Source organism: Candidatus Villigracilis proximus (genome assembly GCF_016717045.1).
In the GTDB taxonomy this organism is placed as follows: Bacteria; Chloroflexota; Anaerolineae; order Anaerolineales; family Villigracilaceae; genus Villigracilis; species Villigracilis proximus.
Genome location: NZ_JADJUO010000012.1, coordinates 125551 through 150633 on the forward strand (window position 1 = coordinate 125551; position 25083 = coordinate 150633).

Annotated in this window: 21 protein-coding genes and 1 pseudogene; all 22 read left to right on the forward strand. The window is 48.8% G+C overall.

Annotated elements, in window-relative coordinates:
• Positions 1-28 precede the first annotated feature (28 nt).
• The 22 genes and pseudogenes from IPL71_RS15175 to IPL71_RS15275 all read left to right on the forward strand — a co-directional run bounded on the left by IPL71_RS15175 (position 29) and on the right by IPL71_RS15275 (position 25048).
• Positions 29-1495, forward strand: a complete 1467-nt coding sequence (locus IPL71_RS15175) for a CoA-acylating methylmalonate-semialdehyde dehydrogenase (RefSeq protein WP_345323025.1) — start codon at positions 29-31, stop codon at positions 1493-1495.
• Between the two features lie 20 nt (positions 1496-1515).
• On the forward strand, positions 1516-1974 hold the full coding sequence (locus IPL71_RS15180) for an aminotransferase class III-fold pyridoxal phosphate-dependent enzyme (protein ID WP_345323027.1): 459 nt from the start codon (positions 1516-1518) through the stop codon (positions 1972-1974).
• Positions 1975-1981: 7 nt separating this feature from the next.
• Complete coding sequence (locus tag IPL71_RS15185) at positions 1982-2209, forward strand: hypothetical protein (protein WP_345323029.1); 228 nt, start codon at positions 1982-1984, stop codon at positions 2207-2209.
• On the forward strand, positions 2209-2877 hold the full coding sequence (locus tag IPL71_RS15190; protein ID WP_345323031.1) for an aminotransferase class III-fold pyridoxal phosphate-dependent enzyme: 669 nt from the start codon (positions 2209-2211) through the stop codon (positions 2875-2877). Before IPL71_RS15185 ends, IPL71_RS15190 begins: the two co-directional genes overlap by 1 nt.
• Positions 2878-2995: 118 nt before the next feature.
• Positions 2996-3742 carry an ABC transporter ATP-binding protein gene (locus tag IPL71_RS15195; protein ID WP_514130792.1) on the forward strand — a complete coding sequence of 249 codons (747 nt, stop codon included), beginning with the start codon at positions 2996-2998 and terminating at the stop codon, positions 3740-3742.
• 104 nt (positions 3743-3846) lie between these two features.
• On the forward strand, positions 3847-4044 hold the full coding sequence (locus IPL71_RS26030) for a TOBE domain-containing protein (protein WP_514130793.1): 198 nt from the start codon (positions 3847-3849) through the stop codon (positions 4042-4044).
• Positions 4045-4047: 3 nt separating this feature from the next.
• Positions 4048-4971 (forward strand): ABC transporter permease, encoded by a 924-nt coding sequence (locus IPL71_RS15200; RefSeq protein ID WP_345323033.1) that lies wholly within the window; start codon positions 4048-4050, stop codon positions 4969-4971.
• A complete protein-coding gene (locus tag IPL71_RS15205; RefSeq protein WP_345323035.1) occupies positions 4968-5144 on the forward strand; it encodes a hypothetical protein in 177 nt (58 codons plus the stop codon). The genes IPL71_RS15200 and IPL71_RS15205 overlap by 4 nt, the downstream gene beginning before the upstream one ends.
• 33 nt (positions 5145-5177) lie before the next feature.
• On the forward strand, positions 5178-5861 hold the full coding sequence (locus tag IPL71_RS15210) for an ABC transporter permease (RefSeq protein ID WP_345323037.1): 684 nt from the start codon (positions 5178-5180) through the stop codon (positions 5859-5861).
• A 208-nt stretch (positions 5862-6069) separates the two neighbouring features.
• Complete coding sequence (locus IPL71_RS15215; RefSeq protein ID WP_345323039.1) at positions 6070-7152, forward strand: ABC transporter substrate-binding protein; 1083 nt, start codon at positions 6070-6072, stop codon at positions 7150-7152.
• 118 nt (positions 7153-7270) lie between these two features.
• Positions 7271-8428: a polyamine ABC transporter substrate-binding protein gene (locus IPL71_RS15220; RefSeq protein WP_345323041.1), complete on the forward strand. Its 1158-nt coding sequence runs from the start codon at positions 7271-7273 to the stop codon at positions 8426-8428.
• Between the two features lie 152 nt (positions 8429-8580).
• Entirely contained in the window at positions 8581-9051 is a 471-nt protein-coding gene (locus IPL71_RS15225) for an Lrp/AsnC family transcriptional regulator (RefSeq protein ID WP_345323043.1), read from the forward strand.
• Positions 9052-9291: 240 nt separating this feature from the next.
• Complete coding sequence (locus tag IPL71_RS15230; RefSeq protein WP_345323044.1) at positions 9292-10497, forward strand: saccharopine dehydrogenase family protein; 1206 nt, start codon at positions 9292-9294, stop codon at positions 10495-10497.
• Between the two features lie 118 nt (positions 10498-10615).
• The gene (locus IPL71_RS15235) at positions 10616-12214 is read left to right on the forward strand and encodes an APC family permease (protein WP_345323046.1); all 1599 of its coding nucleotides are present in this window, start codon (positions 10616-10618) and stop codon (positions 12212-12214) included.
• A gap of 157 nt (positions 12215-12371) precedes the next feature.
• The gene (locus IPL71_RS15240) at positions 12372-13508 is read left to right on the forward strand and encodes a hybrid sensor histidine kinase/response regulator (RefSeq protein WP_345323048.1); all 1137 of its coding nucleotides are present in this window, start codon (positions 12372-12374) and stop codon (positions 13506-13508) included.
• A complete protein-coding gene (locus tag IPL71_RS15245) occupies positions 13501-15444 on the forward strand; it encodes an ATP-binding protein (RefSeq protein WP_345323050.1) in 1944 nt (647 codons plus the stop codon). The genes IPL71_RS15240 and IPL71_RS15245 overlap by 8 nt, the downstream gene beginning before the upstream one ends.
• Before the next feature lie 154 nt (positions 15445-15598).
• Positions 15599-17491: an aldehyde ferredoxin oxidoreductase family protein gene (locus IPL71_RS15250; RefSeq protein ID WP_345323052.1), complete on the forward strand. Its 1893-nt coding sequence runs from the start codon at positions 15599-15601 to the stop codon at positions 17489-17491.
• 38 nt (positions 17492-17529) lie between these two features.
• Positions 17530-18954 (forward strand): aldehyde dehydrogenase family protein, encoded by a 1425-nt coding sequence (locus IPL71_RS15255; RefSeq protein WP_345323054.1) that lies wholly within the window; start codon positions 17530-17532, stop codon positions 18952-18954.
• A gap of 23 nt (positions 18955-18977) precedes the next feature.
• Positions 18978-20413, forward strand: a pseudogene (locus tag IPL71_RS15260) (gamma-aminobutyraldehyde dehydrogenase).
• Between the two features lie 65 nt (positions 20414-20478).
• Positions 20479-21762 (forward strand): aspartate aminotransferase family protein, encoded by a 1284-nt coding sequence (locus tag IPL71_RS15265; RefSeq protein ID WP_514130794.1) that lies wholly within the window; start codon positions 20479-20481, stop codon positions 21760-21762.
• A 97-nt stretch (positions 21763-21859) separates the two neighbouring features.
• Positions 21860-23224, forward strand: a complete 1365-nt coding sequence (locus tag IPL71_RS15270; protein ID WP_345323055.1) for an aspartate aminotransferase family protein — start codon at positions 21860-21862, stop codon at positions 23222-23224.
• Positions 23225-23317: 93 nt separating this feature from the next.
• The gene (locus tag IPL71_RS15275; protein WP_345323057.1) at positions 23318-25048 is read left to right on the forward strand and encodes an aldehyde ferredoxin oxidoreductase C-terminal domain-containing protein; all 1731 of its coding nucleotides are present in this window, start codon (positions 23318-23320) and stop codon (positions 25046-25048) included.
• The last annotated feature ends 35 nt before the right edge of the window (positions 25049-25083 follow it).

Genomic DNA, 25083 nt, shown 5'->3' on the forward strand with positions numbered 1-25083 from the left:
CGACTTATTACCATTTTTTGGAGAAACCATGGAAATCTTAAACTATATAAATGGCGAATGGGTCAAGCCCGATGTAAAAGAATATTTCGATGTCATCAACCCCGCAACGGGTGAGGTGATCGCCCGCACTCCGCTCGGCTCAAAGGCAGATGTGGAAGCGGCGGCCAAAGCGGCGAGTGAAGCATTGCCTGCCTGGCGCAGAACACCGGTCAATGATCGTGTGCAATATTTATTTAAACTGCGCAATTTGATGCGTGATAATGGTGATGAAATTGCGCGTCTCATCACCAATGAAGCCGGCAAAACTTTTGAAGAAGCCAAGGCTGAAATGGTCCGCGCTTATGAAAATATCGAAGTGGCTTGTGGTATGCCGATGATGATGAAGGGCGAAGTCTCTGAAGATATCGCGCCCGGCATTGACGAGTTGATGATCCGCCAGCCGGTGGGTGTGTGCGCCACGATTGCGCCGTTTAATTTCCCCGGCATGATCGTCTTTTGGTATTTGCCTTATGCCATCGCGGCCGGCAACACATATATTGTCAAACCTTCTGAAAAAGTTCCAATGACGATGCAGTTTATTTTTAAACTCATCGAACAGATCGGTTTGCCGAAGGGCGTGATCAACATGGTCAACGGCGCGAAGGAAACCGTGGATGGCATTCTCGAACATCCCGCGATTCGTGCGATCACTTTTGTAGGCTCGACCAATGTTGCAAAATATATTTACAGCACCGCCGCATTTCATGGCAAGCGCGTACAGGCACAAGGCGGAGCGAAGAATCCGGTCATCATTTTGCCGGATGCTGATATGGAAATGGCGACGAAGATCATTGCCGATTCTGCCTTCGGGTGTGCTGGTCAGCGCTGTCTGGCAGTTTCTGTGGCTGTGACAGTGGGTGAGGCGCGCAATACGTTCAATGAATTGATTTGTGATGCGGCTTCAACGCGTACCGTCGGCTATGGACTTGATGCCGGCGTGCAAATGGGACCCGTCATCAACACGGCCAGTATGCAGCGCGTGGAGCAATTGATCGGCCTTGGCGCGAAAGAAGGCGCGGGCGTCCCTGTGGATGGTCGCGGGACGGTGGTGAAAGGCTACGAGCGTGGATCCTTCGTCAGACCGACGATCCTGTCTGACGTCCCGATTGGAAGCGAGATCTCGAGGACGGAAATCTTTGGGCCAGTGTTAAGCCTGATGCACGTAAATTCCATCGATGAAGCCATCCAGCTGGTAAATAGCGGACAATACGGCAATCAAGCGAGTCTGTTTACCACCAGCGGCAATGCTGCGCGCCGTTTTAGATACGAAGCAGATGCCGGCAATATCGGCATTAATATCGGTGTCGCTGCGCCGATGGCCTTCTTCCCGTTTAGCGGTTGGAAGGATTCCTTCTTCGGTGACATGCATGGACAGGGCATGGATGCGGTTGAGTTCTTCACACAAAAGAAGATCGTTGTGGAGCGCTGGCCAAAAGAGTGGACAAGAAAGTTCTAAATTTTTTGGAGTGAAAAATTATGGCTGTTGATTACGAAGACGCATTGGATTATTCATCGCGCTGGCTGGATCTGATTCATAAGAATGAATTTCCTTCAATCGAAGAAGCGCACAAGATCATTGATGAATCAAAATTAAACTTTGCCGAGCATTACAACCGCAACTGGTTGGAGTATCGCAAATCAGTGACTGAGTCTGGTGATTGGGCGGCAGTGGAGTGGACGGGTTCGGGCTCGGTGTTTAAAGATGTGCTGGGCCGCGAGTATCTTGATTTTCTTGGCGGCTATGGCATGTTGGACTTGGGCTGGAGTCACCCTGATGTTGTTAGCGCAGTGAAGGCTCAGCTAGATCGTTCTCCGATGCCTTCGCAGGAATTGATCGATCCGCTGCGGGGTGTGCTGGGAAGGCTTCTCGCAAGCATCACTCCCGGCGATTTGAAATATAGTTGGTTCGCTGCCAGCGGCACTGGAAGCCAATGAAGCCGCGATGAAGATCGCAAAACTTTATACGGGCAAGTCAGCATTCATTGTTGGAGTGCGTGCTTTTCACGGCAAGACCATGGGCGCGCTTTCTCTGATGGGCAAGGCTGATTATCGCGCACCGATGGGTAATTTATATGCGGGCAGGTTTATCATGTCCCATTTGGTGACGCAGATGCGGTTGAGAAGCAATTGGAGATTTGCGAGAAAGTTGGCATCGGTGTTGCGGCTGTGATGTTTGAACCGATCCAAGGAGAGTCTGGTGCGATCGTTCCGCCGGATGATTTCTGGCCGCGCATTCGTGCCGCGACGAAGAAGTATGGCGTCTTGCTCATTGCGGATGAAGTGCAAACGGGTCTCGGCCGGACCGGGAAACTGTGGGGCGTCGAACATTGGGGCGTCGTCCCTGACATTTTGACCGTGGCCAAATCTTTGGGCGGCGGCGTGATGCCGATCAGCGCGGTGACGACGACTGAAGAGATCTATCAGCCGATGATGTATCCGAATCCGTTCATGCATACCACCACCACGGGCGGCGGCGCGTTGGCTTGTTCTGCTGCGATCGCGGCAATTCATGTTACTTTGCGTGAACGTCTGTGGGAAAAGGCTGCTGAAAAGGGAGATTATCTAATTTCACAATTGGAGAAACTCGCTGTGCAGTATCCGCAAATTTATGAGAAAATAACGGGCAAAGGTTTGTTGATTGGTATGCATTTCAAGACGCCGGAGATTGGTTACAAAATTGCAGCCGGATTGTTTAAACGGAATATTGTGGTGGCAGGCACATTGACCAGCGCGCAGACCATCCGTGTTGAGCCGCCGCTTATTATTTCGCAGGAGCAAATGGATACCCTGCTAGATCGTTTGAGTGAAGTGCTTAAAGAAATTAACGCAACCATGTAGTTTGTCAGGCTTTACGATTCGCACTTCCAATCTCATCATGGAGAAGATAGATGACCAGTGAATTTGCAGTTGAAATGCGCGATGTAGTAAAAAATTTATAACACCAGAGGGGAATGAGATGGCCGCAGTGGACCATGTGACCATGCAGATCAAGAATGGAGAGTTCTTTTCCATGCTGGGTTCTTCAGGCTGCGGTAAGACCACATCTCTGCGTATGATCGCCGGGTTTGAGTGGCCGACCGATGGAGAGGTGTATATTGAAGGAAAGGCCATGGGGCATACTCCGCCTTTCCAGCGCAAGGTCAACACTGTTTTTCAAAGTTATGCATTGTTCCAGCATATGACCATTTTTCAAAATGTGGCTTTTGGTTTGGAAATGGAAGGCGCAAAGGAAGAGGAGATCAAGAAGCGGGTGGGGCGTGCGCTTGATATGGTGCAGCTGACCGGTATGGATCGCCGCAAGCCCAAGCAGCTTTCAGGCGGACAGCAGCAGCGCGTGGCGCTTGCCCGTGCGTTGGTTAAGACTCCTGATGTTCTTCTATTGGACGAACCTCTCGGCGCGCTTGATCTGAAATTGCGCAAGGAAATGCAGCTTGAATTAAAGGCGTTGCAGCAACAACTGGGAATTACGTTTATCTACGTCACGCACGATCAGGAAGAAGCGCTGACGATGTCTGATCGTATCGCGGTCATGAGCAAGGGCAAGGTACAGCAGATGGGCACGCCTGTTGAAGTTTACGAACGCCCCGCGAATAAGTTTGTGGCAGACTTTATCGGGGAGTCGAATTTCCTCGAAGGCAAGATCAAGTCCATCTCAAAGGATGAAGCGAGTATTTTCATCCCCCGGATTAAAATGCCGAGTTGACGGGATAGCTTATTTCGGGCAGGATTGGTTAAGAGTGAAGAAGTCAATGTTGCATTCGCCCTGAGAAAGTTCGTATTGCTGATAAGCACGTAGTCAATCAAAATGTGTTCCATGCCAGAGTGACCAATACGGTTTACATTGGCGCGGATACCCATATCTATGTGGATACAAACGGCACAAAATTGAAGGTGTTGGAGCAGAACCGTATTTCACGGCTTGACCCGAAGTCATTCTATACGGTGGGTCAGGAAGTTTGGTTGATGCTCATGCCTGAGAATACGCTTGTTTTGAAGAAGGATTAAGCCATGCTTCAGCGTCTTCGCGAAAATAAATCTGCGCAGGGTACGTTGTTGGCGCTTCCCACTACGGTTTGGTTGTTCGTGCTGTTGATCATTCCGTTGATCCTCACGTTGGTCGTGAGTTTTGGCAAGCGTAGTCCTGATGGCAACGTGATCTATTCTTTCACGTTGGATAATTATGTCCGCCTTTTTGGGTACAGCACAGATTGTCCTGAGGGACAGGCTTCGTGCTTTGACCCGTTGTATGTGAATATCCTCGGGCGTTCATTGTCGTTGGCGTTTAATACTACATTTTTTGTGATCTCTCTTGCATATCCGCTGGCTTACTTTATTGCGCGTGCGCATCCAAAGCAGCGTAATATGTATCTGTTTATGGTGTTGATTCCGCTGTGGACTAATTTCGTGATCCGGGTGTATGCGTGGATGATGTTGCTGCGTAAGGAGGGTGCGATCAATATTATTCTCGGCTGGATCATGAATGCGTTGAATATTCCATTTACGCCGCTTGAGATGTTGTACACCCCGGGGGCAGTATTGGTAGGGATGATCTATGAATTCCTGCCGTTTATGATCCTGCCGATCTATACCTCACTTGAAAAGATCGACACCTCACTATATGAAACGGCTGCTGATCTGGGCGCAAATTCAATTAAGACATTTCTGCGCGTGACGCTTCCATTGTCCATGCCGGGTGTGGTGGCTGGGACAATCCTTGTTTTTATTCCAGTCATGGGAACATTTATCGTTTCAGATATTCTCGGCGGACGTCAGGTTATTTTGGTCGGTAACTTGATCCAGCGTCAATTTTTGGATGCGCGTGACCCGACTTTTGGTTCTGCCGCGTCGCTGATTTTGATGGTGTTGACGCTGGTCGTGACCTATTTCTACACCCGCAAATTTGGCTTCGGAGAGGAGATCGTAGTCGCATGAACCCTTTTCGCCGTTCTCCCTTTGTGATCGCAGCCGCAGTTTTGGTGTATGTATTTTTATATGCACCGATTGTCGGGTTGATCTTGTATTCGTTCAACGCCTCGCGCGCGAATGTCACCTTTGAAGGATTTATTCCCGCTTATAGTGAAAATGTAGTATGGATGGCAGCCTAGTGTTGTCGAGTCCGTGCGGACCGTTCACTGGTATTGCGATCTCGCAAAAATGACGATGTAGCCGAGGCCGCCGGAAACACGCTGACCATCGCTTTTACAGCAACGATCATTGCCACTGTGATCGGTACGATGGCCGCCCTTGCCTTGCAACGCTACAACTTCAAGATGAAGCCTTTTTCACAGCTTGCATTGTATATTCCCATTGTTATTCCAGAGATCGTCATGGGTATTGGTGTTCTGACCTTGTTTAGTCAGTTCTTTGGCTGGGCAAATACAACCTTCAATCTTGAGGGAGATGCACGTCTCTCGCTTGGAATGGCAACTGTCACGATGAGTCATATTGCGTTCATGGTCCCATTTGTGACATTGGTGGTGCAAGCACGTTTGCAGGGTTTTGATAAATCCTTTGAAGAAGCAGCCATGGACTTGGGTGCCAACGAGTGGACAACTTTCCGCCGCGTGACACTTCCAATGATTTTGCCCGGCATTATGTCCGGTGCTTTGCTGGCGTTCACCTTGTCGCTGGATGATTTTGTGATCACGTTCTTTACGAACGGTCCCGGCTCTACAACGCTCCCGATCTATGTCTATGGTCTGTTACGCCGTATTATCACGCCGCAGGTTAATGCGTTGTCAACGGTTTGGATTTTGGTGGTATTCTTCGCTGTATTGTTGCTGCAAATTCTTCAAAATCGTGATTCAAAGCAGCACTCGTAAGTTTTATCTTTCTTCTTTTCGCCTTTCGTTTTTAATTTGAAAGAGGAAAGAAGGAAGATTCGTTAAATCAGGTATTCCGCGCTTTTTGAATAGCGCGTGCCAAACGATTTCAATATCTTCTAGGAGGAAGAGATGAATAAGAAAAATCTATTTACATTGCTGACGCTGCTTGTGATTGCAAGCATGGCGTTAGCTGCATGCGGTGGAGGTGGATCCGCCGCAACAACCGAGGTCTGAAGCTGATGGCCCCAAGGTCACCTCAACTGGTTTTGCGTGCCCTGCCGCCGAATTCCCAATGGAAGTCACTTCCACGGAAGTCAACATCTTCGTGTGGACGGAATATATTCCAGTTGAGATGCTCGAATGTTTTGAACTGGTTTATGGCGTCAAGGTTAATCGCGATGAATATTCCAGTAACGAGGAGATGTACGCTAAAGTCTCTGCGGGCGGTTCCAATTATGACCTTGTCCAGCCTACCGATTACATCATTGCACTCATGGCTCGTCAGGACCTGTTACAGGAACTTGACCACGCCAAATTGCCGGTCTTGAAGAATTTCGACGCGAACTACCTCGACTTTGAATTTGACCCAGGCAACAAATATACGATCCCATATCAGGCTGGGACTGATGCGATCGTGGTGAATACAGATGCCGTGGAAAATGTCCCTGCTTCATGGGAAGACCTTTGGAAGCCTGAATATGCCGGCAACATGGTTTTTCTTGATGACTCCCGCGCCACCATCGGTTTGACACTTTTGACCCTTGGATACGATGTCAACACTACCGATCCCGCTCAACTTGATGAAGCCAAGACGAAATTAGCTCAGCTCGTTCCCGGCATCAAACTCTTTGACAGCGACAGCCCAAAGACAGCCCTGATCGCCGGTGACGTGGATCTCGGCATGACCTGGACCGCCGAAGCCTTGCTTGCTCAACAGGAAAACCCCGCTATTCAGTATGTGTACCCGACCGAAGGCGCGATTCTTTGGCAGGATAACTGGGCCATGTTGAAGGATGCTCCCCACGCTGATGCCGCTTATGCTCTGTTGAACTACACCATGCAGGGTGACGTTTTCTGGCTGATGCTGCGTGACTTCCCATACACCAACCCGAACCAGGCCGCGCTTGATTACGCCAAGACCAATCAGACGGAACTCTATGATGCCTACATGGCTTCTCCGATCACCAATGTTCCTGCGGATGCCATCAAGAACGGCCATCGCATCGCGGATGTGGGTGAGGCAACACCTTTGTATGATGATATCTGGGTTGAAGTAAAAGGCCAGTAAAACTTACAGCCCTGTGATAATACCGGCCTTGCAGTAAAATAAACCGGACGGATCATTTGATCTGTCCGGTTTATTTTTGTTTTGATCGAATAAAGAATCCATCTTCTAAAGGAACTAAATGATGATTAAACATAACCTTTTTAAATTATCAATGTTTTTTACGATTGCAAGCCTGATCATGTCTGCTTGTAGTGGTGGGGAAGAGAGTGTCGTGGCAGATGCTGATGGAGCCAAAATCACCTCCAGCGGATTTGCCTGCCCCGCGCCCGAATTTCCAGTTGAGGTTACCTCCACTGAGCTAAACATTTTTGTGTGGACCGAATATATGCCAGTTGAAATGGTCGAATGTTTTGAAATGGTCTATGGCATCAAGGTTAACCAAGATGAATACTCCACGAATGAGGAGATGTATGCCAAAGTCTCTGCGGGCAGTTCAAATTATGATCTTGTTCAGCCCACTGACTATATTATTGCATTGATGATGCGTCAAGACTTATTACAGGAACTTGATCACGCTCAACTTCCCGCACTTAAGAATTTCGATCCAAATTACCTCAATCTCCCGTTTGATCCCGGTAACAAGTACACCATCCCATATCAGGCGGGCACAGAGGGTATCGTGGTGAATACGGACACGGTTGAAAATATTCCACAATCATGGGCTGACTTGTGGAAGCCCGAATACGCTGGCAGAATGGTTTTTCTTGACGAATCTCGCACAATCATTGGTGTGGTGCTTCTGACACTTGGATACAGACATAATACAACCGACCCTGTGCAACTGGAGGAGGCGAAAGCAAAATTGGCAGAACTTGTTCCGGGAGTTAAGCTATTTGATAGCGACAGCCCCAAAACAGCGTTGATCGCCGGAGATGTAGACCTCGGCATCACATGGACAGCGGAAGCACTGCTCGCTCAACAGGAGAACCCTGCCATTCAATATATTTATCCAACAGAGGGCGCGCTTTTATGGCAGGATAATTGGGCGATGCTTGCAAATGCTCCTCATGCAGATGCGGCTTATGCCTGGCTTAACTACACCATGCAGGGTGATATTTTTTGGATGATGCTGCGTGACTTTCCATACACAAACCCAAATCAGGCTGCATTGGATTACGCAAAAGAAAATCAAACAGAACTATACGATGCGTACATGGCGTCTCCGATCACAAATACGCCCGCTGAAGTGATCGCGAGCGGTCATCGTACTGAAGATGTGGGTGAGGCGACTCCACTGTATGATGCCATCTGGGTTGAAGTTAAAGGAGGAGAGTAGCTTCTTCTCGTAGACAATAATTAAGTAAGAATCAGACTTGGGTCTTCGTGTAGTCAGCGTCTTGGTTTTTTTTGTGTACAATAATTCTCTGCGAAATAACAAATCATCATGAATTTATTGACTTTAATGCAAAAAAGGAATAAAATAAATCAATGGAAAGCGTAATCGGTAATAATAATCAATCTGGACGCCTTGACAACATCGATCAATACATTATTGACGCCATGCGTAAAGATGGCAGGGAAGCATTTGCTCAGATCGCAGAACAGCTCAACGTCTCGCCCGGCATGATCCGCCAGAGATATAACCGCCTTGTTGAGCTTGGTTATCTCAAAGTGGTGGCGGTTACAAATCCGCTCATGATGGGCATTCGCACCATGGCGCTGATCGGCATCCATACCGATGGCGGCAAGATGTTACAAGTGGCCGAGAAAATAGCCAAACTCGATGAGGTCGTTTACATGGTGGTTGTCAGCGGACGTTATGACATCATGTGTGAAGTTTTTTGCCGCGACCATGAAGACCTGCTAAAATTTCTGACAGAGAAACTTGCCAAAGTGGATGGGATCCGCGAGACGGAATCCTTCATTCACTTAAAGATCATGAAGGAAATTTATTTTTAGGAAATTCACGCTTCACCCCTAACCACAAAAGGGTGAAGCGGAATAAAACTTGTCTGCCCCGTAAGTTAAGATCACGGCGGTGGAGCCAATAAAAAAAGGAAATATGAAAGCGTTTTTGAAAGCAATACGTACGATCGGGGAAACCTTTACCAAAGTGTATATGGTGGGGCTATTTATGAATCCAAACAGTAATCCTAACTCGCATACGCGCGAGTTATAAAACTAAATGGAGCAAAGATCATGAAAGTATTACTCGTTGGTGTTGGCGGGGTGGGCGAAGCAATTGCGGCGATTGCAAAACCGCGCGCCTGGATGGAACAAATGGTGCTTGCAGATTACAACGTCAAACGCGCTGAAGAAGTGCAGAAGAAAATGGGAGATAACAGTCGTTTCCCCGTTGAATTCATTGACGCCAGTAATCAACAAATGATCGAAGACCTCGCTAAAAAATATAGCGTGGATTTGATCATGAATTCCGTTGATCCGATCTTCAACAAACAGATCTTCGACGCCGCGTATAATGTCGGTGCAACCTATATGGATATGGCTATGACTCTCTCCGAGCCGCATCCAACCGACCCGTTCAATAAACCCGGTATCAAACTTGGTGACTATCAATTCGATAAAGCCAAAGACTGGGAGAAGAAGAATATTCTCGCACTCGTTGGCTTTGGTGTGGAGCCCGGCATGGCAGATGTATTCGCCCGCTACGCCGCCGACCATCTCTTTGATGAAATTGAAGAACTCGGCATTCGTGACGGTGCCAATATTGCCATCTCAGGCTATGAATTTGCACCCAACTTCTCGATCTGGACCACCATCGAAGAGTGTTTGAATCCGCCTGTCATCTGGCAGGATGGCGAGTGGATCACCACCGCGCCATTCTCGGAGCCCGAAATCTTTGACTTCCCCGAGATCGGCCCCGTGGAAATTGTTAACGTGGAGCATGAAGAAGTTTTGCTTATGCCGCGTTGGATCAAGACCAAACGTGCCACATTCAAATATGGTCTGGGTGATCAGTTCATCGGCGTGCTCAAGACCTTGCACATGCTTGGCCTTGATAACAAAGAAAAAATTACAGTGAAGGGTGTACAGGTTGCACCGCGCGATGTTGTGGCGGCCTGTTTACCAGACCCCGCTCATCTTGGAGATAAGATGTCTGGCAAGACCTGTGCCGGAACCTGGGTCAAAGGCACAAAAGATGGCAAGCCGCGCCAGGTTTATCTTTATCAGGTGGCAGATAACAAGGCCTGCATGGATGCCTGGGGTTGTCAGGCAGTAGTAGCGCAAACCGCTTTCAGCGCAGTCATCGCCATGGATTTGATCCAGCACGGTGTCTGGAAAGGTGTCGGCGTCCTCGGGCCTGAGGCTTTCCCGCCTAATCCATTCATGGAAAAAATGGCCGATTACGGCTTCCCTTACGGGATGAAGGAAATGACCGCATAAAGTTCATAAAGCGGACAAACGTGAGAACGTTTGTCCGCTCTTTTTTTGGATATGGAGTTCATCAGCTTGCTGATGTTTTCTTGCAAGCTCTCGCGCTCCAATACTTTCGGAGGGCACAATGAATAAGAAACTTGGTGAGGGAAATGTCATCAGCGCAGAGACGAAAAAGCTCAAGCGTGAATTGACACTTTGGCCGTTGTTCGGGTTGATCTATTTCACAGTGTGCGGCGGTGCTTTCGGAGCAGAGCCAATGGTCGGCTGGTCAGGACCCGGTCTGGCGTTGCTTCTGTTTGTATTAACTCCTCTATTCTTCAGCATTCCCAATATGTTGATGGTGCGCGAAATGCAATCCATGATGCCGGTTGAGGGTGGTTATTATCATTGGCTCAAAGTTGCCTTTGGTCCTTTCGTCGGCTACATGGGCGGATGGATGAACTGGGTGGTTTCATGGGTTGATGTTTCCATTTATCCTGTGCTCGCTGCTTACTATCTTGGATACTTTTTTCCGGCATTGCGTGAAGGCGCAACGATCGGCGGCGTATTTGTGGATAGCACGTGGCTTTCTTTTCTCGTTGCAGTTACTTTAATTTGGCTGGTCTCTGCCTTGAATGTGCGCGGCGCGCGTTTTTCAGGACTGCTCACCAACTGGCTGGGTATCATCATGCTGCTGCCATTGATCGCATTGACGGTCATCGGTTTTATGGCATGGATCAAAGGCGGCACAACCGTTCAATTACCATTCCTGCCCGGCGGCGCGGAAGTTAATTTTAACAACACGATTGGCGCGTTGAGCACGGGCATCTTTGTTGCCATGTGGAATTTCATGGGTTGGGAATTGCCCGCCGCAGCGGGTGATGAGATCGTTAACCCAAAGAAAACATATCCATTGGCGATGGCGTTGGTGCTGGTCGCTGCAATTGCAACCTATGCCTTGCCGACTCTGGCTGGTCTGTATGGCGGCGCGGGCGAAGATGGCCGTTACCAAATGTGGGGCATTGAAGAATACGAAAGCGGCGAAGGCATTGGCCCTGTTTTGGATGAATACGGTGTTCCTCATGAGCAGGCGCAATCCTGGGGTGTGGATACGGCAAGTTCTGTCGGATGGGAATTCCCCGATATTGCCCATGCCGTGGCGGATAAATTAACGGGTCAAACCAACGGGACGCTTGCTCTTGTTATGGGAGCATTAGTTACCTTTTCGGCAGTGTTAAGCATGGTTGGCTTGTTCATCGGCAATGGACTCGGCGGAACGCGTGTGCCCTTTGCGATGGCCGCAGATGGCATGATGCCGAAATTCATGGTGAAAGTCCACCCGAAGTATGGCACGCCGTGGGTCGCGATTCTGTTTTGCGGATTGATCTATTCTGTTTTTTCGCTTTCGGCGTTTGCCGCTTTGGTGGTGATTGACGTATTCCTCAACATGCTGGTGTTGATGGCTGAATTCTTTGCCATGTGGAAATTGCGTTTTTCGATGCCGCATTTGGAACGCAAAAAAGTCCCCGGCGGCTATTTTGGGTTAACCCTTGTGACACTTGCTCCTGCCATGATTATTGGCCTCGCTATCTACAGCCAATATACTGAAGAAGGCATGGCATCCATTTCGTGGGCGCTGGGCGCGATGGTTATTGGCGCGATCCTGTATTTCCCGATCCGCATGTGGATTAAACCGGGAATTCCAGATGTCAACCCGTTCGTGGCGGGTTTGGGAGACGATTAAGGCGAAAGGTAGAAAATGCTTTTTGAGGCCGGGCAATTCACAGTTCAGAATTGACGCGGGTCTTTATTCATATCCTTAAATTTTGTCACGTCCTTATAATGATTGCGAGACGCGATGAGAGGATAATATATCCATTCGTAATGCCATGAGGTAACGTATGGAAGATAAGACCATGATTCTTGTAATAGATGATGAACCGGCCATTCGCATGGGGCTGGCGGCTACGCTTGCGCGGCGCGGGTATAGTGTGGTTACTGCGATGAATGGCGATGATGGCTATATCAAGGCGAAACAGGCGCAGCCCGATCTGATTATTTCAGATGTAATGATGCCCGCGCTGGATGGTTTTGAGATGAAGCAGCAAATGAGCGAAGACCCACAGCTTGCGCTTGTTCCGTTTATTTTTTTGACGGCGCGGGCGGCCAGTGAAGATCGGGTTTCAGGGATACGCAATGGGGCAGATGATTATGTGACGAAGCCTTTTGTGACCGAGGAGCTGATCGCGCGCATCGAGGCTGTGTTGCGCCGTGTGAAGACAGAACAGGAACGCGGCCGTATTCAGGTGATTCAATCGGCACAGGAGGAGATGGATAAGCTGCGTAAGGAAGTCTTGCAAAATTTTAGCCACGAACTGCGCACTCCATTGGGCAATGTAATGATGTCGCTGGATATGGTCGTAAACCATAAGTTTACGACCCCTGAGGAGCAAGGTGAGTTTATTCGCATTGCGCATTCAAGCGCAGATCGTTTGGAGTCGTTGATCGCGGATATTATCCTTCTGGCTGATATTGACCAGAATAAATTAAATACTTTGCGTCAGACAATTGATCCTGAAAACCATATTTTGGCGCCGATCAAAAGAAGGCTGGCACGATATGAAACAAAGCGATTAAGCTTTGTGCATGATATTTCACTGGATGTTGAAATCAAAGCGCCGCGTCGTGAGTTTGCCCAGGCATTGGTACATTTATTGGATAATGCATTTCGGTTTAGTCCTGAACGCGGCAGGGTTGCGCTGTTGGTGAGCGCGGGGAAAAACGGCGGTGCATCGATCACTGTGCAGGATGAAGGCAGAGGAATTCCGGTTGAATTGCGTGAAAAAGTATTTGAACGGTTTTATCAGGTCAGTCAGGGAGATGGGCGCGAATATCAGGGTTTGGGGCTGGGGTTGACGATTGCGCGCGCGATGTTCTCCAGTTTGGGTGGTGAGGTTAGAATACTCGATACTGAAACTGGCTGTTGTGTGCAGGCTATACTGCCCGATCTGCGCCCGGAAGATATAACGTATGGATGAAAAGACGATTCACTTGGCAGGCTTCCAGTTGACATTAAAGGTACAGGTCAGCGGGAGGAATAAGCTGGGAGGAAATCTGGACTATCGCGCTTTATTCGAGCAAACGGGGGAATGTGTTTTTATTATCGGACTGGATTTTAAGTTTATTACAGCCAATCAACAGGCGCTGCGTTTGCTGGGTTACGAAGAATCCCAGTTGATCGGTCTGCCGGTTGGAGATATTATGCTGTTGGATAACTCCAGCGAGCGTGATGCGCTGCTTGAAAAGCATTTAAGTATTTCTGAATCTACATTAAAGAAAAAGGATGACAGCCTGCTGCCGGTGGAGTTGAGTATTTCGGTTGTCCATAATGACAACGGACTGCCCGCGTATATTCAAATGTTGGCGCGTGATATTTCAGAGCGTAAACATTCTGAAGCAAGTTTGAAGCGGCATATGCTCGCACTGGCGGTGATCAGCGAGGCGACTGCCGGGTTGTTCCGTTCTCCCAATATCCAGTTGGCTATCCCTGAAGTGCTTGAATCTCTGGGGTATGCGGTGGATGTATTTTGCTGTGCGTTGTTCAATATTCACGCAACTGCGATGATGGAGCAGTATCAATGGGTGGATCATGAGGCGGCTGGATTTAATATCACAGCGGCACTTCATCCATTTCTGGATGCGATCGCAGAGAGTCCCACGCGCGTGTTTTCTGTCAAGGGGGTGAAAATTGAAAACTCGCCATTTCCGGTTATCTCCATTTTGGTGATCCCGATTCAAGGCGCGATGGGCTCATGGGGATTTCTAGCCTTATTTGATAAACAGAATCAGCTTTCATGGCTGGCGAATGAATTTGATACGATTCAGACGACTGCGAATTTGATCGGCGCAGCGTTGGAGAAATTGCGCTATGAGGAAACGATCCGTGTCAGTGAGATGCGCAACCGCATCATCGTGGACGCGCTGCCGGATCTGTTGCTGCGAACAGATCTGTCGGGACGGATTCTCGACTACAACGCGAATCCGAGTCATCCGTTGTTTGCGCCGCGTGAATTGGTGATCGGCAGAAAATTACAGGAACTATGGCCGCCTGATGTGGCAAAAATGATCCTTGAAACCGATTCGCATCAGGCTTTTCTTGCGTCTCACTGGGTATACGGATTCAATCTGCCGAATCACGAGCAGACATTTGAAGCGCGTTTGCATCCGATCAGCACCGGGGAGGCCTTGATCATTGTGCGTGATATTACCGAGCAGGCGCGGCTTGATCAGATGAAGTCTGATTTTATCAACCGCGCATCACATGAGTTGCGCACGCCTTTGACTTCTGCAATTCTGATGACCGAATTGTTACAGCAAGGCGGTACGAACGAGGAGATTGCTGAATACTGGCGTGTGCTGGTGAGTGAGTTGAACCGTCAGAAGGAGCTTATTAATCAGTTGCTGCTTGCTGGGCGCCTGGAAAGCGGCAGGATGAAACTTGATGCGCATCCAATGGATTTGATGCCTGTTTTGAACGAGTCTATTTTAGCGGTCAGGGCGATTGCGGGTAGACGAAATATCTCGATCAAACTGAAAACAGAAGATGGCGCTGTTTGGGTTTTTGGGGAAACAGGCGGTCTTTCTCAGGTTTTTATTAATTTGATCAACAATGCGGTGAAATTCTCGCCGGCGGGAAAAAGTGTTGAGTTAACAACTGCGGTTAGCGGTAATGAGGTGGTGATTTCGATCAGGGATCATGGGCTTGGGATTCCGCCTGAGGCGATTCCGCATTTGTTCGAGCGTTTCTATCGTGCCAAAAATGTGACTGTGGCGGAGATTCCCGGCAGCGGCATTGGCTTGTATATCGTTAAGTCCATTGTGGATGAGTTGGGCGGGACGATCTCTGTCGTGAGCGAGATCAATCAGGGGACTGTGTTTCACGTCAGGTTGAGGATGGCGGGCAGGGAAGGTTAAGGCTGCAGGGCGGAAATGTCATTCGAGGCTGTGTCAGATTTCGGTTTGGGAATGAAGCGGTTATTTAATCCGCATGTGTCACTTTCGGAAAACCTGCGTTGTCTTAAGTCCGCCAGACCTGTATAATTGAAAAAATAATTATACGGAGGATGTCATGCCCAACGGTTATAACGGCAAGATTTTGCATGTTGATTTGACGAAAGGTACGCTTGAGGTTGAAGAGCCGAAGGAGTCTTTTTATCGAAAATATCTCGGCGGCTCTGCGATGGGAATGTATTACATCTTGCGCGATACGCCAAAAGGCGCAGACCCGATCGGTCCCGATAATGTGTTGACCCTCATGGCAGGTGTGACGACCGGCGCGGCGATCTCCGGTCAGAGCCGTTTGAATGCGAATGCCAAATCTCCGATCAGCGGCGGGATTGGTGATTCACAGAGCGGCGGTTTTTTTCCGGCTGAATTAAAGTTTGCAGGCTTTGATGGAATTGTGATCAAAGGCAAATCGTCCAAACCCGTTTATCTGGCGATCATTGATGGAAATTATGAGTTGCGCGATGCCGCACATTTGATGGGTAAGTTGACGGGGGAAGTGGACGATATTATTCATAAAGATGTTGACCCCAAAGCTGAAATTTTACAACACGGTATCGGCGCGGAAAATGGCGTGCTGTTTTCGTCGCTTGCTTCCATGTCCAACCGCCATAATGGACGCACAGGTATGGGGCTGGTGATGGCTTCCAAAAACCTGAAGGCTGTTGTTGTGCGCGGCAGGAAAAAAGTGGAAGTGGCCGACCCGAAGACATTAATCGCATTGAATCGCACGGGGCCTAAGATTCTGCCGGAGAATGGCGATATGGATGGTCTCGCCAAATTTGGTACAGCGGTTGTGGTTTTGTTCAATAATACGATTGGTACTTTGCCGACCCGTAACTATAACGAAGGTCAGTTTGAAGGCTGCGAGCCGATCAGCGGCGAGAAGATGGCTGAAACCATTTTGAAGGAACGCGACACCTGTTATGCGTGCGTGGTCAAGTGCAAGCGCGTGGTTGAGATCAAGGAAGGCGCGTATAAGGTTGATCCGCGTTATGGCGGACCTGAATATGAAACACTTGGCACGTTCGGTTCCTATTGCGGCGTTGATGATCTTGCGGCGGTTTCTTTGGCAAATCAAGTTTGTAACGAATATGCAGTTGATTCGATTGCGGCTGGAGCTACGATCGCTTTTGCGATGGAATGTTTTGAAAAAGGCGTTATCACAACTGAACAAACCGCGGGGCTTGATCTCAAATTTGGCAATGCCGATGCGATGATCAAGGCTTTGTATATGATGGTAAAAGGTGAAGGCGAATTTGGGAAAACACTTGGAATGGGTTCTGAACGCGCCGCGAAAGTTTGGGGTAAGGGTTCCGATGAATTCCTGATCACGGTCAAAGGTGCTGAAGCTCCTGCGCACATGCCGCAAGCCAAGCGTTCTCTTAGCCTGATTTATGCGGTCAATCCTTTCGGCGCGGATCATCAATCGAGCGAGCACGATCCATATTATGAAGAAGGTGTCGGCGATTTCAATCTGGATCGCCTTAAGCAAATTGGTCTTGGCTCACCGCAGCCTGCTTACAGCCTGACCAATGAAAAAGTCCGCTTTGCGTATGAGACCGAAGTTTTTTATTCCATGTTGGATTCTGCTGAGATTTGTCAATTTGTTTACGGACCCGCATGGACTCTATATGACGGTAAAGATACTGTCACCATGATGAACTCTGTTACAGGCTGGGATTTAACTCTTGAAGAGTTAATGACCGTTGGCCGCCGCCGCTTGAGCCTTTTCCGTGCTTTCAATGCCCGCGAGGGACTTGGACGCAAGGATGACAGACTGCCAAAGAAATTTTATAAGGCTTTGGCAGGCACCGGCCCAACAGCAGGCTTCGCTCTGACTCACGAAGAAGTTGATTCAGCGATAGATGAATACTACAAGCTGGCAGGGCTCAATGCCGATGGCGCACCGACCCCCGAAACGCTTGAGAAGCTTGATCTTGCCTGGGCGATTTAAAGAAATTTAATATTCTCAAATTAATTTCTGGAGAATGTATGGAATACAAACTTTTGATCGACGGTAAGTGGACTGGGAACGGCTCTATTCTTGAAGTAAAAAATAAATATGATGGCTCAACAGTTGGCGCATTACCTACTGCCAGTCCCGAAGACTTAAATCAGGCGATTGATGCCGCAGAGCGTGCCGAAGATATTATGGCAGAAATGCCCGCCTATAAGCGTGCTGAAATTCTCTTGAGAACAGCCACGCTCTTGCGTGAACGCTCAGAAGAGCTTGCAAAAGTAATTGCGGCAGAAGCCGGTAAGGCACTTAAGTTTGCCCGCAGCGAAGTGGACCGTGCCGCAAGCACTTTTACCATTGCGGCTGAAGAGGCCAAACGTTTGCATGGTGAAACCATTCCATTGGATGCCGTCCCTTCGGGTGAAGGCTATTTTGGTTTTTGGACCCGTCGTCCGGTAGGTGTGATCGCAGCCATCAGTCCTTTCAATTTCCCCCTCAATCTGGTTGCGCATAAAGTGGCGCCGGCTCTTGCGGCTGGTAACACGCTTGTTCTCAAGCCCGCGACTACCACACCTCTTGCGGCTGTTATCCTTTGTCAAATTTTGCAGGAGGCTGGCTTGCCCGCCGGAGCAATCAACCTGGTTGTTGGTTCAGGCGGAACAGTTGGCGAATGGCTCATTACCGACGAGCGAGTGGATAAGATCACCTTTACAGGCTCGCCTGAAATAGGCCGTCATATTTTGGCGGTTGCAGGCATTAAGAAAGTAACGCTTGAGTTGGGAAATACTTCGCCTGTGATCATTGCCCCTGATGCAGATTTGGATTTTGTAGCCAGCCGGTGCGCACTTGGAGCATTTTACAACTCGGGACAGGTTTGTATTTCAGTTCAGCGTATTTATAGTCAAAAAGAAGTCTATGAACCATTTGCTGAAAAATTTATTAAGGCCACCGAATCTATGGTGGTGGGCAATCCACTTGACGAGCGGGTGGATGTTGGCCCAATGATCGACTCAAAGGAAGTTGATCGTATTGAAGGCTGGGTCAGGGAAGCGCAGGGTTCTGGCGCAAAAGTTTTAACAGGCGGTAAACGTGACGGAACAGTCTATTACCCAACAATTCTTTCAGATACCAATAATGAAATGAAGGTGATCGCTGAGGAAGTGTTTGCCCCGGTTGCATCCGTGATTTCAAGTGATGACTTTGAATCCTCACTTAAGCAGGCGAATGATTCAAAATTTGGCTTGCAGGTTGGTGTGTTTACAAAAGATATTGACCGCGTTTTGAAAGCGGTGAAACGTTTGAATTTTGGCGGTGTCATTATTAACGATACTCCCAACTTCCGCGCCGACCATATGCCGTATGGCGGCAACCGTCAAAGCGGGTTGGGGCGTGAAGGCGTCAAGTTTGCGATGGAAGATATGACCAATATTCAACTGGTCGCTATTCGATTGAATTCATAATTTTCAAAACAAGGAGAGACGTTATGGAATACAAACTTTGGATAGACGGAAAATGGGTTGACAGCAAAGGCGGCGGAAAAATATCTGTTGAGAACCCGGCTACTGGTAAGAAATTTGCAGAAGTAGTGGATGCCAGCCCGGAAGATGTAAATTTTGCCGTTGAGACGGCCAAAAATGCATTCTACGATGGCCGCTGGTCGAGACTTGCTCCAGCAGAACGCTCAAAAGCTCTTTGGAAATTGGCCGATCTTCTTGAAAAAAATGCCGCAGAATTTGCCCGATTGGAATCTGAAAATACAGGGAAGCCATATAAGTTTGTCAGCCTGGGCGCGGATTTGTTGTTTTCGATAGATAATCTTCGCTTCTTTGCTGGTGCGGCGCGCGATACACATGGAAACCATGCCGGCGAATTTATGCCAGGCTATACTTCCATGTATCGCCGTGAGCCTGTTGGGGTAGTGGGGCAAATTGCTCCCTGGAACTATCCGCTAATGATGGGAGTTTGGAAGATCGGTCCGGCTCTTGCGGCTGGATGCACCACGGTTTTTAAGCCTGCTTCTATTACTCCGTTGACAAGCCTTATGCTTGGCGAGCTTATTAAAGCTGGTATACCCGATGGTGTTGTCAATATTATTACAGGTCGCAATGCAGGACGTCTTCTGGTTGAACACCCTGATATTCGTTTGATTAGTGTAACGGGCTCCACCGAAGTTGGGCAAACTATAATGCGCACAGCGGCAGATACTATTAAGCGTGTTCATCTTGAACTGGGTGGCAAGGCCCCTGTACTTGTTTTCGATGATGCAGATGTGGATGTAGTCGCCGCGAAAGTTGCCTTGGCCGGCACCATTAACACTGGTCAGGATTGTACCGCTGCCACCCGTGTGTATGTGGCGGAAGGGTTGCGAAAGAAAGTTGAGGAAGCTCTTGTGGCTGCGGTCCGTAACACAAAGATCGGTGATCCTTTTGACGATGACACTCTGATTGGCCCGATGATCTCCGGCGGACAGCGTGAATCTGTAATGGGTTTTGTAGAACGTGCTCAAAAAGATGGCGCGAAAGTTTTGACTGGCGGACGAATTCCCAAGGATTTCCAACAAGGATATTACTATGAACCGACCATCATTGCCGATGCCAATCAGAAATCTGAAATCATTCAGAGTGAAGTCTTTGGGCCTGTGATCACGATCAATTCATTCACGAATGAGGCGGAAGCGATTCACTTGGGTAATGATGTTGTTTACGGCCTTGCGGCTTCAGTATTCACAAAAGACGTGGGTCGTGCAATGCGTGTTTCCCAGCAATTGGAGTTTGGAACAGTCTGGGTCAACGATCACATCCCATTGGTTTCAGAAGCGCCGCATGGAGGGGGTTTAAACAGTCTGGTTTTGGCAAGGACCTCTCCTCTGAATCCGTTGGTGATTATTTGGTCACCAAACATGTGATGATTGCTCAGTAAAGAAATTGTTTATTCCAAAAATGGACAGGCGCGAGTCTGTCCATTTTTGGGTAAAAAGGAAATTCATGAATACCCAACTCTATCAAGATAACTTCTCACATATGACTCCCGCCTGGAGCCGCATTTTCAACTTTGTTGCAGACCGTGCTGAAGGTGCATATATTTACACCGAAGACGGCAAGAAACTGCTGGATTTCACCAGCGGCATCGGCGTGACCAATACCGGTCACTGTCACCCGAAAGTGGTGGAAGCGATCCGCGAGCAGGCGGGTCTGTTCCTGCATGCGCAGGCAAATCTTGTCATCCATAAGCCGATGTTGCAACTCATCGAAGAATTGCGCAAAATTGTGCCGCCTTCAATTGATAGTTTTTACTTCGCCAACTCCGGTGCGGAAGCTCTGGAGAACGCTGTTAAAATTGCCAAGGCCGCCACAGGCAGACAGAATATCATCGTCTTTAACGGCTCCTTCCACGGGCGTACACATGCCACCATGGCGCTCACCACGTCCAAGACGGGCTATCGCACAGGATTTGGTCCACTGCCTTCGGGAATTTACGTTTCACCGTTTCCGTATGCTTTCAATATGCATATGACCGAAGAACAGGCCAGTGAATATGCTTTAGGTCAACTGGAATATTTACTCGCATCACAAACTGCTCCAAAAGATACTGCCGCCATCTTGATTGAATCCGTTTTAGGCGAAGGCGGATATATTGTCCCGCCGACCTCATTTATGAAGGGCCTGCGCGATATCTGTGACAAGCACGGCATCATGCTTATCTTTGATGAAGTCCAGTCCGGATTTGGGCGCACAGGTAAATGGTTTGCTCTCGAACATTTCGGCGTTATGCCCGATATCATCACTGCAGCGAAAGGTATCGCTTCTGGTATGCCGCTTTCAGGTGTTTTTACTCGCACTGAAATTATGAAGAAACTCGATGTTGGTTCCATTGGCGGCACCTATGGCGGAAATGCGATTGCATGTGCCGCGGGTATGGCCACGATCAAAGCCATGCGTGATGAAAAGATGCTTGAAAATGCCACTGACAAAGGCATTCAATTAATGATCGGCCTGCGCAAATTCCAGGAGGAATATCCGCAGATCGGTGACGTACGCGGCAAAGGCTTAATGATCGGCACCGAATTTATTATTGATGGCAGCCAGGCCAAAGCCAAGCAATTGGTTAAGGATATTGTCCACTCGGCTGAAGAAAAAGGAATGTTGCTGCTTTCCTGCGGCACCTACGACAATACCCTGCGCTGGATCCCGCCATTGAATGTCACAACTGAGCAGATCAATGATGGCTTGAAGATCTTCGGTGAATCCCTTAAAGAAAACATAAAATAATCCGTAGGGGCGACCCTTGTGATCGCCTTTTTATGATTATCCTTATTCAATTCAGGGCGGGGACAAGCCCCGCCCCTACATAAAACAAAATAAAATCATGACACAACCCCTAAACCGCACACACCTTGAAACCCTTCTCAAACAGGAAGAGCAACTCTTCCACAAAAACCATCCCAAATCCTTTGAACTTTACCAGCGTGCGCGCAAGTCATTGCATGGCGGCGTGCCGATGTTATGGATGATCCGCTGGGCGGGTTCATTTCCGATCTTTGCCAAAGAAGCCAAAGGCGCACACTTCACCGATGTTGATGGAAATTCATATATTGATTTTTGTCTCGGCGATACAGGCGCAATGACAGGCCACGCACCCGAAGCAACTGTCAAAGCCATCACAGAACAAATCCAAAAAGGCATCACACTCATGCTGCCCTTTGAAGATGTGATCTGGGTAGGTGAAGAACTGCAGCGCCGCTTCAAACTTCCGTATTGGCAGTTTGCTCTCACTGCCACCGATGCGAATCGTTTCGCGCTGCGCATGGCGCGTCACATCACCGGGCGGCCGAAAATTCTTGTCTTCAATTATTGCTATCACGGCTCAGTGGATGAAACCTTCATCACGATGGATGAAGAAGGTACGCCCATGTCGCGTCCCAACAATATGGGGCCGCAGATTGATCCGCGCGAAACTTCAAAGGTGATCGAGTTCAATGATATTGGCGCGCTTGAAACTGCGCTCTCCGCGCGTGATGTGGCCGCTGTCCTTGCTGAACCTGTGATGACCAATATCGGAATCATTCACCCGAAACCCGGCTTCCATGATGCCTTGCGTGAATTGACTCGCAAATATGGGACCTATCTCATCATTGACGAGACTCACACCATCAGCACCGGTCCAGGCGGATACACCGCTTCGCACGGTCTTCAGCCTGATTTCTTAACCCTCGGCAAACCCCTCGCTGGAGGAGTGCCCGCCGCGATCTATGGTTTCACCGAAGAAGTGTCACAGGCTTTTACTGCTAAACTTTCAGTGGAAGATTCAGATGTAGGCGGCATCGGTGGCACACTTGCTGGTAATGCTCTGTCCATTGCGGCGATGAAAGCCACATTGCAAAATGTATTAACTGAAGAGTTTTATACCAAGGCCATAGCGCTCCAGGAACAATTTACGGCCGGCGTAGAAGGTGTAATTAAGGAATTCGAATTACCGTGGATCGTTAAACAATTGGGCAATCGTTCCGAATATTGGTTCCGTCCCAATCCGCCCAAGAATGGCGGAGAAGCTCATGCTGCCATTGATCCCGAGTTGGATCGCTACATGCATCTCTACGCCCTCAATCGCGGCATTCTGATGACTCCTTTTCATAATATGGCACTCATCTCGCCTGAGACCACTCAAGAGGATGTAGATCATCATACACAGGTTTTTAGAGAAGCAGTTGAGTCGTTGTTCGGGAATCGATAATTGGAAATCGGGGTGGAGAAAAATTCCGATTACCGCCTTTGCAAACTTTTTGAAAATAGATGTGAATATAATCCTGTTCACAGGAGTAAAACAATGGCTGAATACAAATCTCAAATTTGGCGCGTAAATGTGCGTGAGCAAACTCTACAACGTGAAGATGTCCCTCAAACATGGGAGCGCCTCGGCGGCCGCGGATTACTTGCACGCATCATGCTGGATGAAATGGATGCAAAGTGTGATCCACTTGGTGCGGGGAATAAACTGATCTTTGCGCCGGGATTATTGGTGGGGCACATGCTTTCTTCCACAGACAGAATTTCAGTGGGCGGAAAATCCCCGTTGACAGGCGGTATCAAGGAAGCCAATGCAGGCGGACGTACTGGCTATCATATGGCCTTTATGGGTATGAAGGTGCTCATCATTGAAGATAAACCCACGGAGGAAGAAGGATTTTGGGTTTTGCATCTTTCGCTCAACGGCGCGAAATGGGAAAAGGCTGATGACTTGGTTGGGGTGGGTGTCTACGAAACTGCGCCAAAATTGCTTGAAAAATATGGCGATAAAGTTGCCATTGCATTGATCGGTCCCGGCGGCGAGATGTTGATGAAGTCTGCGGGGATTCAGAATATTGATAAGGATAAAATCCCGGCACGTATCGCCGCTCGCGGCGGACTTGGTGCAGTGATGGGCTCGAAGGGATTAAAAGCCATCGTGTTCGATCATGCTGGTGGGCAGAAGCCGCCTATCGTGAGTCCCGAAGCGTTTAAAGTCGCACAGAAGGATTATACAAAGTCGGTCATGGAGCATCCGCAGTCTGTCACATATCGTGATTATGGCACCGCTGCGATGGCGCATCTATGTCAGAGTTTTGCGGCGCTGCCAGCTCATAATTTTTCACGCGGCACATTTGATAAAGTGGATAATATCAGCGGCGAGACTTTACGCGAATTCACGTTGACACGCGGAAAGCCATCTGACCCATCTCACGCGTGTATGGCTGGTTGTACGATCAAATGCTCGAATGTTTTTGGCGGGGAAGATGGCAAGGTCATCGTTTCTCCGCTTGAATATGAAACGATCGGTTTGATGGGCACGAATATTGACATTGACTCGCTGGATGTCATCGGACGTTTGAACTGGCACGTGAACGATCTGGGACTCGACTCGATTGAAGTTGGTGCGGCGCTTGGTGTCGCTGCTGAAGCTGGTTTGATGAACTGGGGCGATGGTGACGGCGCAATGAAATTGATCGATGAGATGCGCAAGGGTACCGAACTTGGGCGTAAACTTGGCGACGGTGCTGCAGATATGGGTGATCAATATGGAATTGAGCGTGTGCCCGTTGTGAAGCGGCAGGCGATGAGTGCGTATGAACCGCGCTCAATTAAAGGCACAGGCATCACGTATGCGACAACTCCGCAAGGCGCAGATCACACCTGTGGACTTACCATCCGCGCGAAGGTGGATCATCTTGACCCGAATGTGCAGGTTGAAATTTCACTGAATGCACAATTGAACATGGGCGGTTATGATACATTAGGCGCGTGTATCTTTGCCGGCTTTGGTTACGCAGCAACTCCTGATGGCGTTGTAAAGCGTTTGTTGCAGGCGCGCTATGGTTGGAATGATCTGCCTGATAACATTTTGCAGGCATTAGGGAAGGAAACCATCAAGATGGAACGAGAGTTTAATAAACGCGCCGGCTTCACAAAAGAAGATGACCGCCTGCCGAAATGGATGACACGCGAAGCGCTGCCTGAAAACGGTTCTGTGTTTGATGTGGACACTGAGATACTCGACCATATTTTTGACGGGATCGAATAAACAATATACGGGCGATGAGTTTTTACTCATCGCCT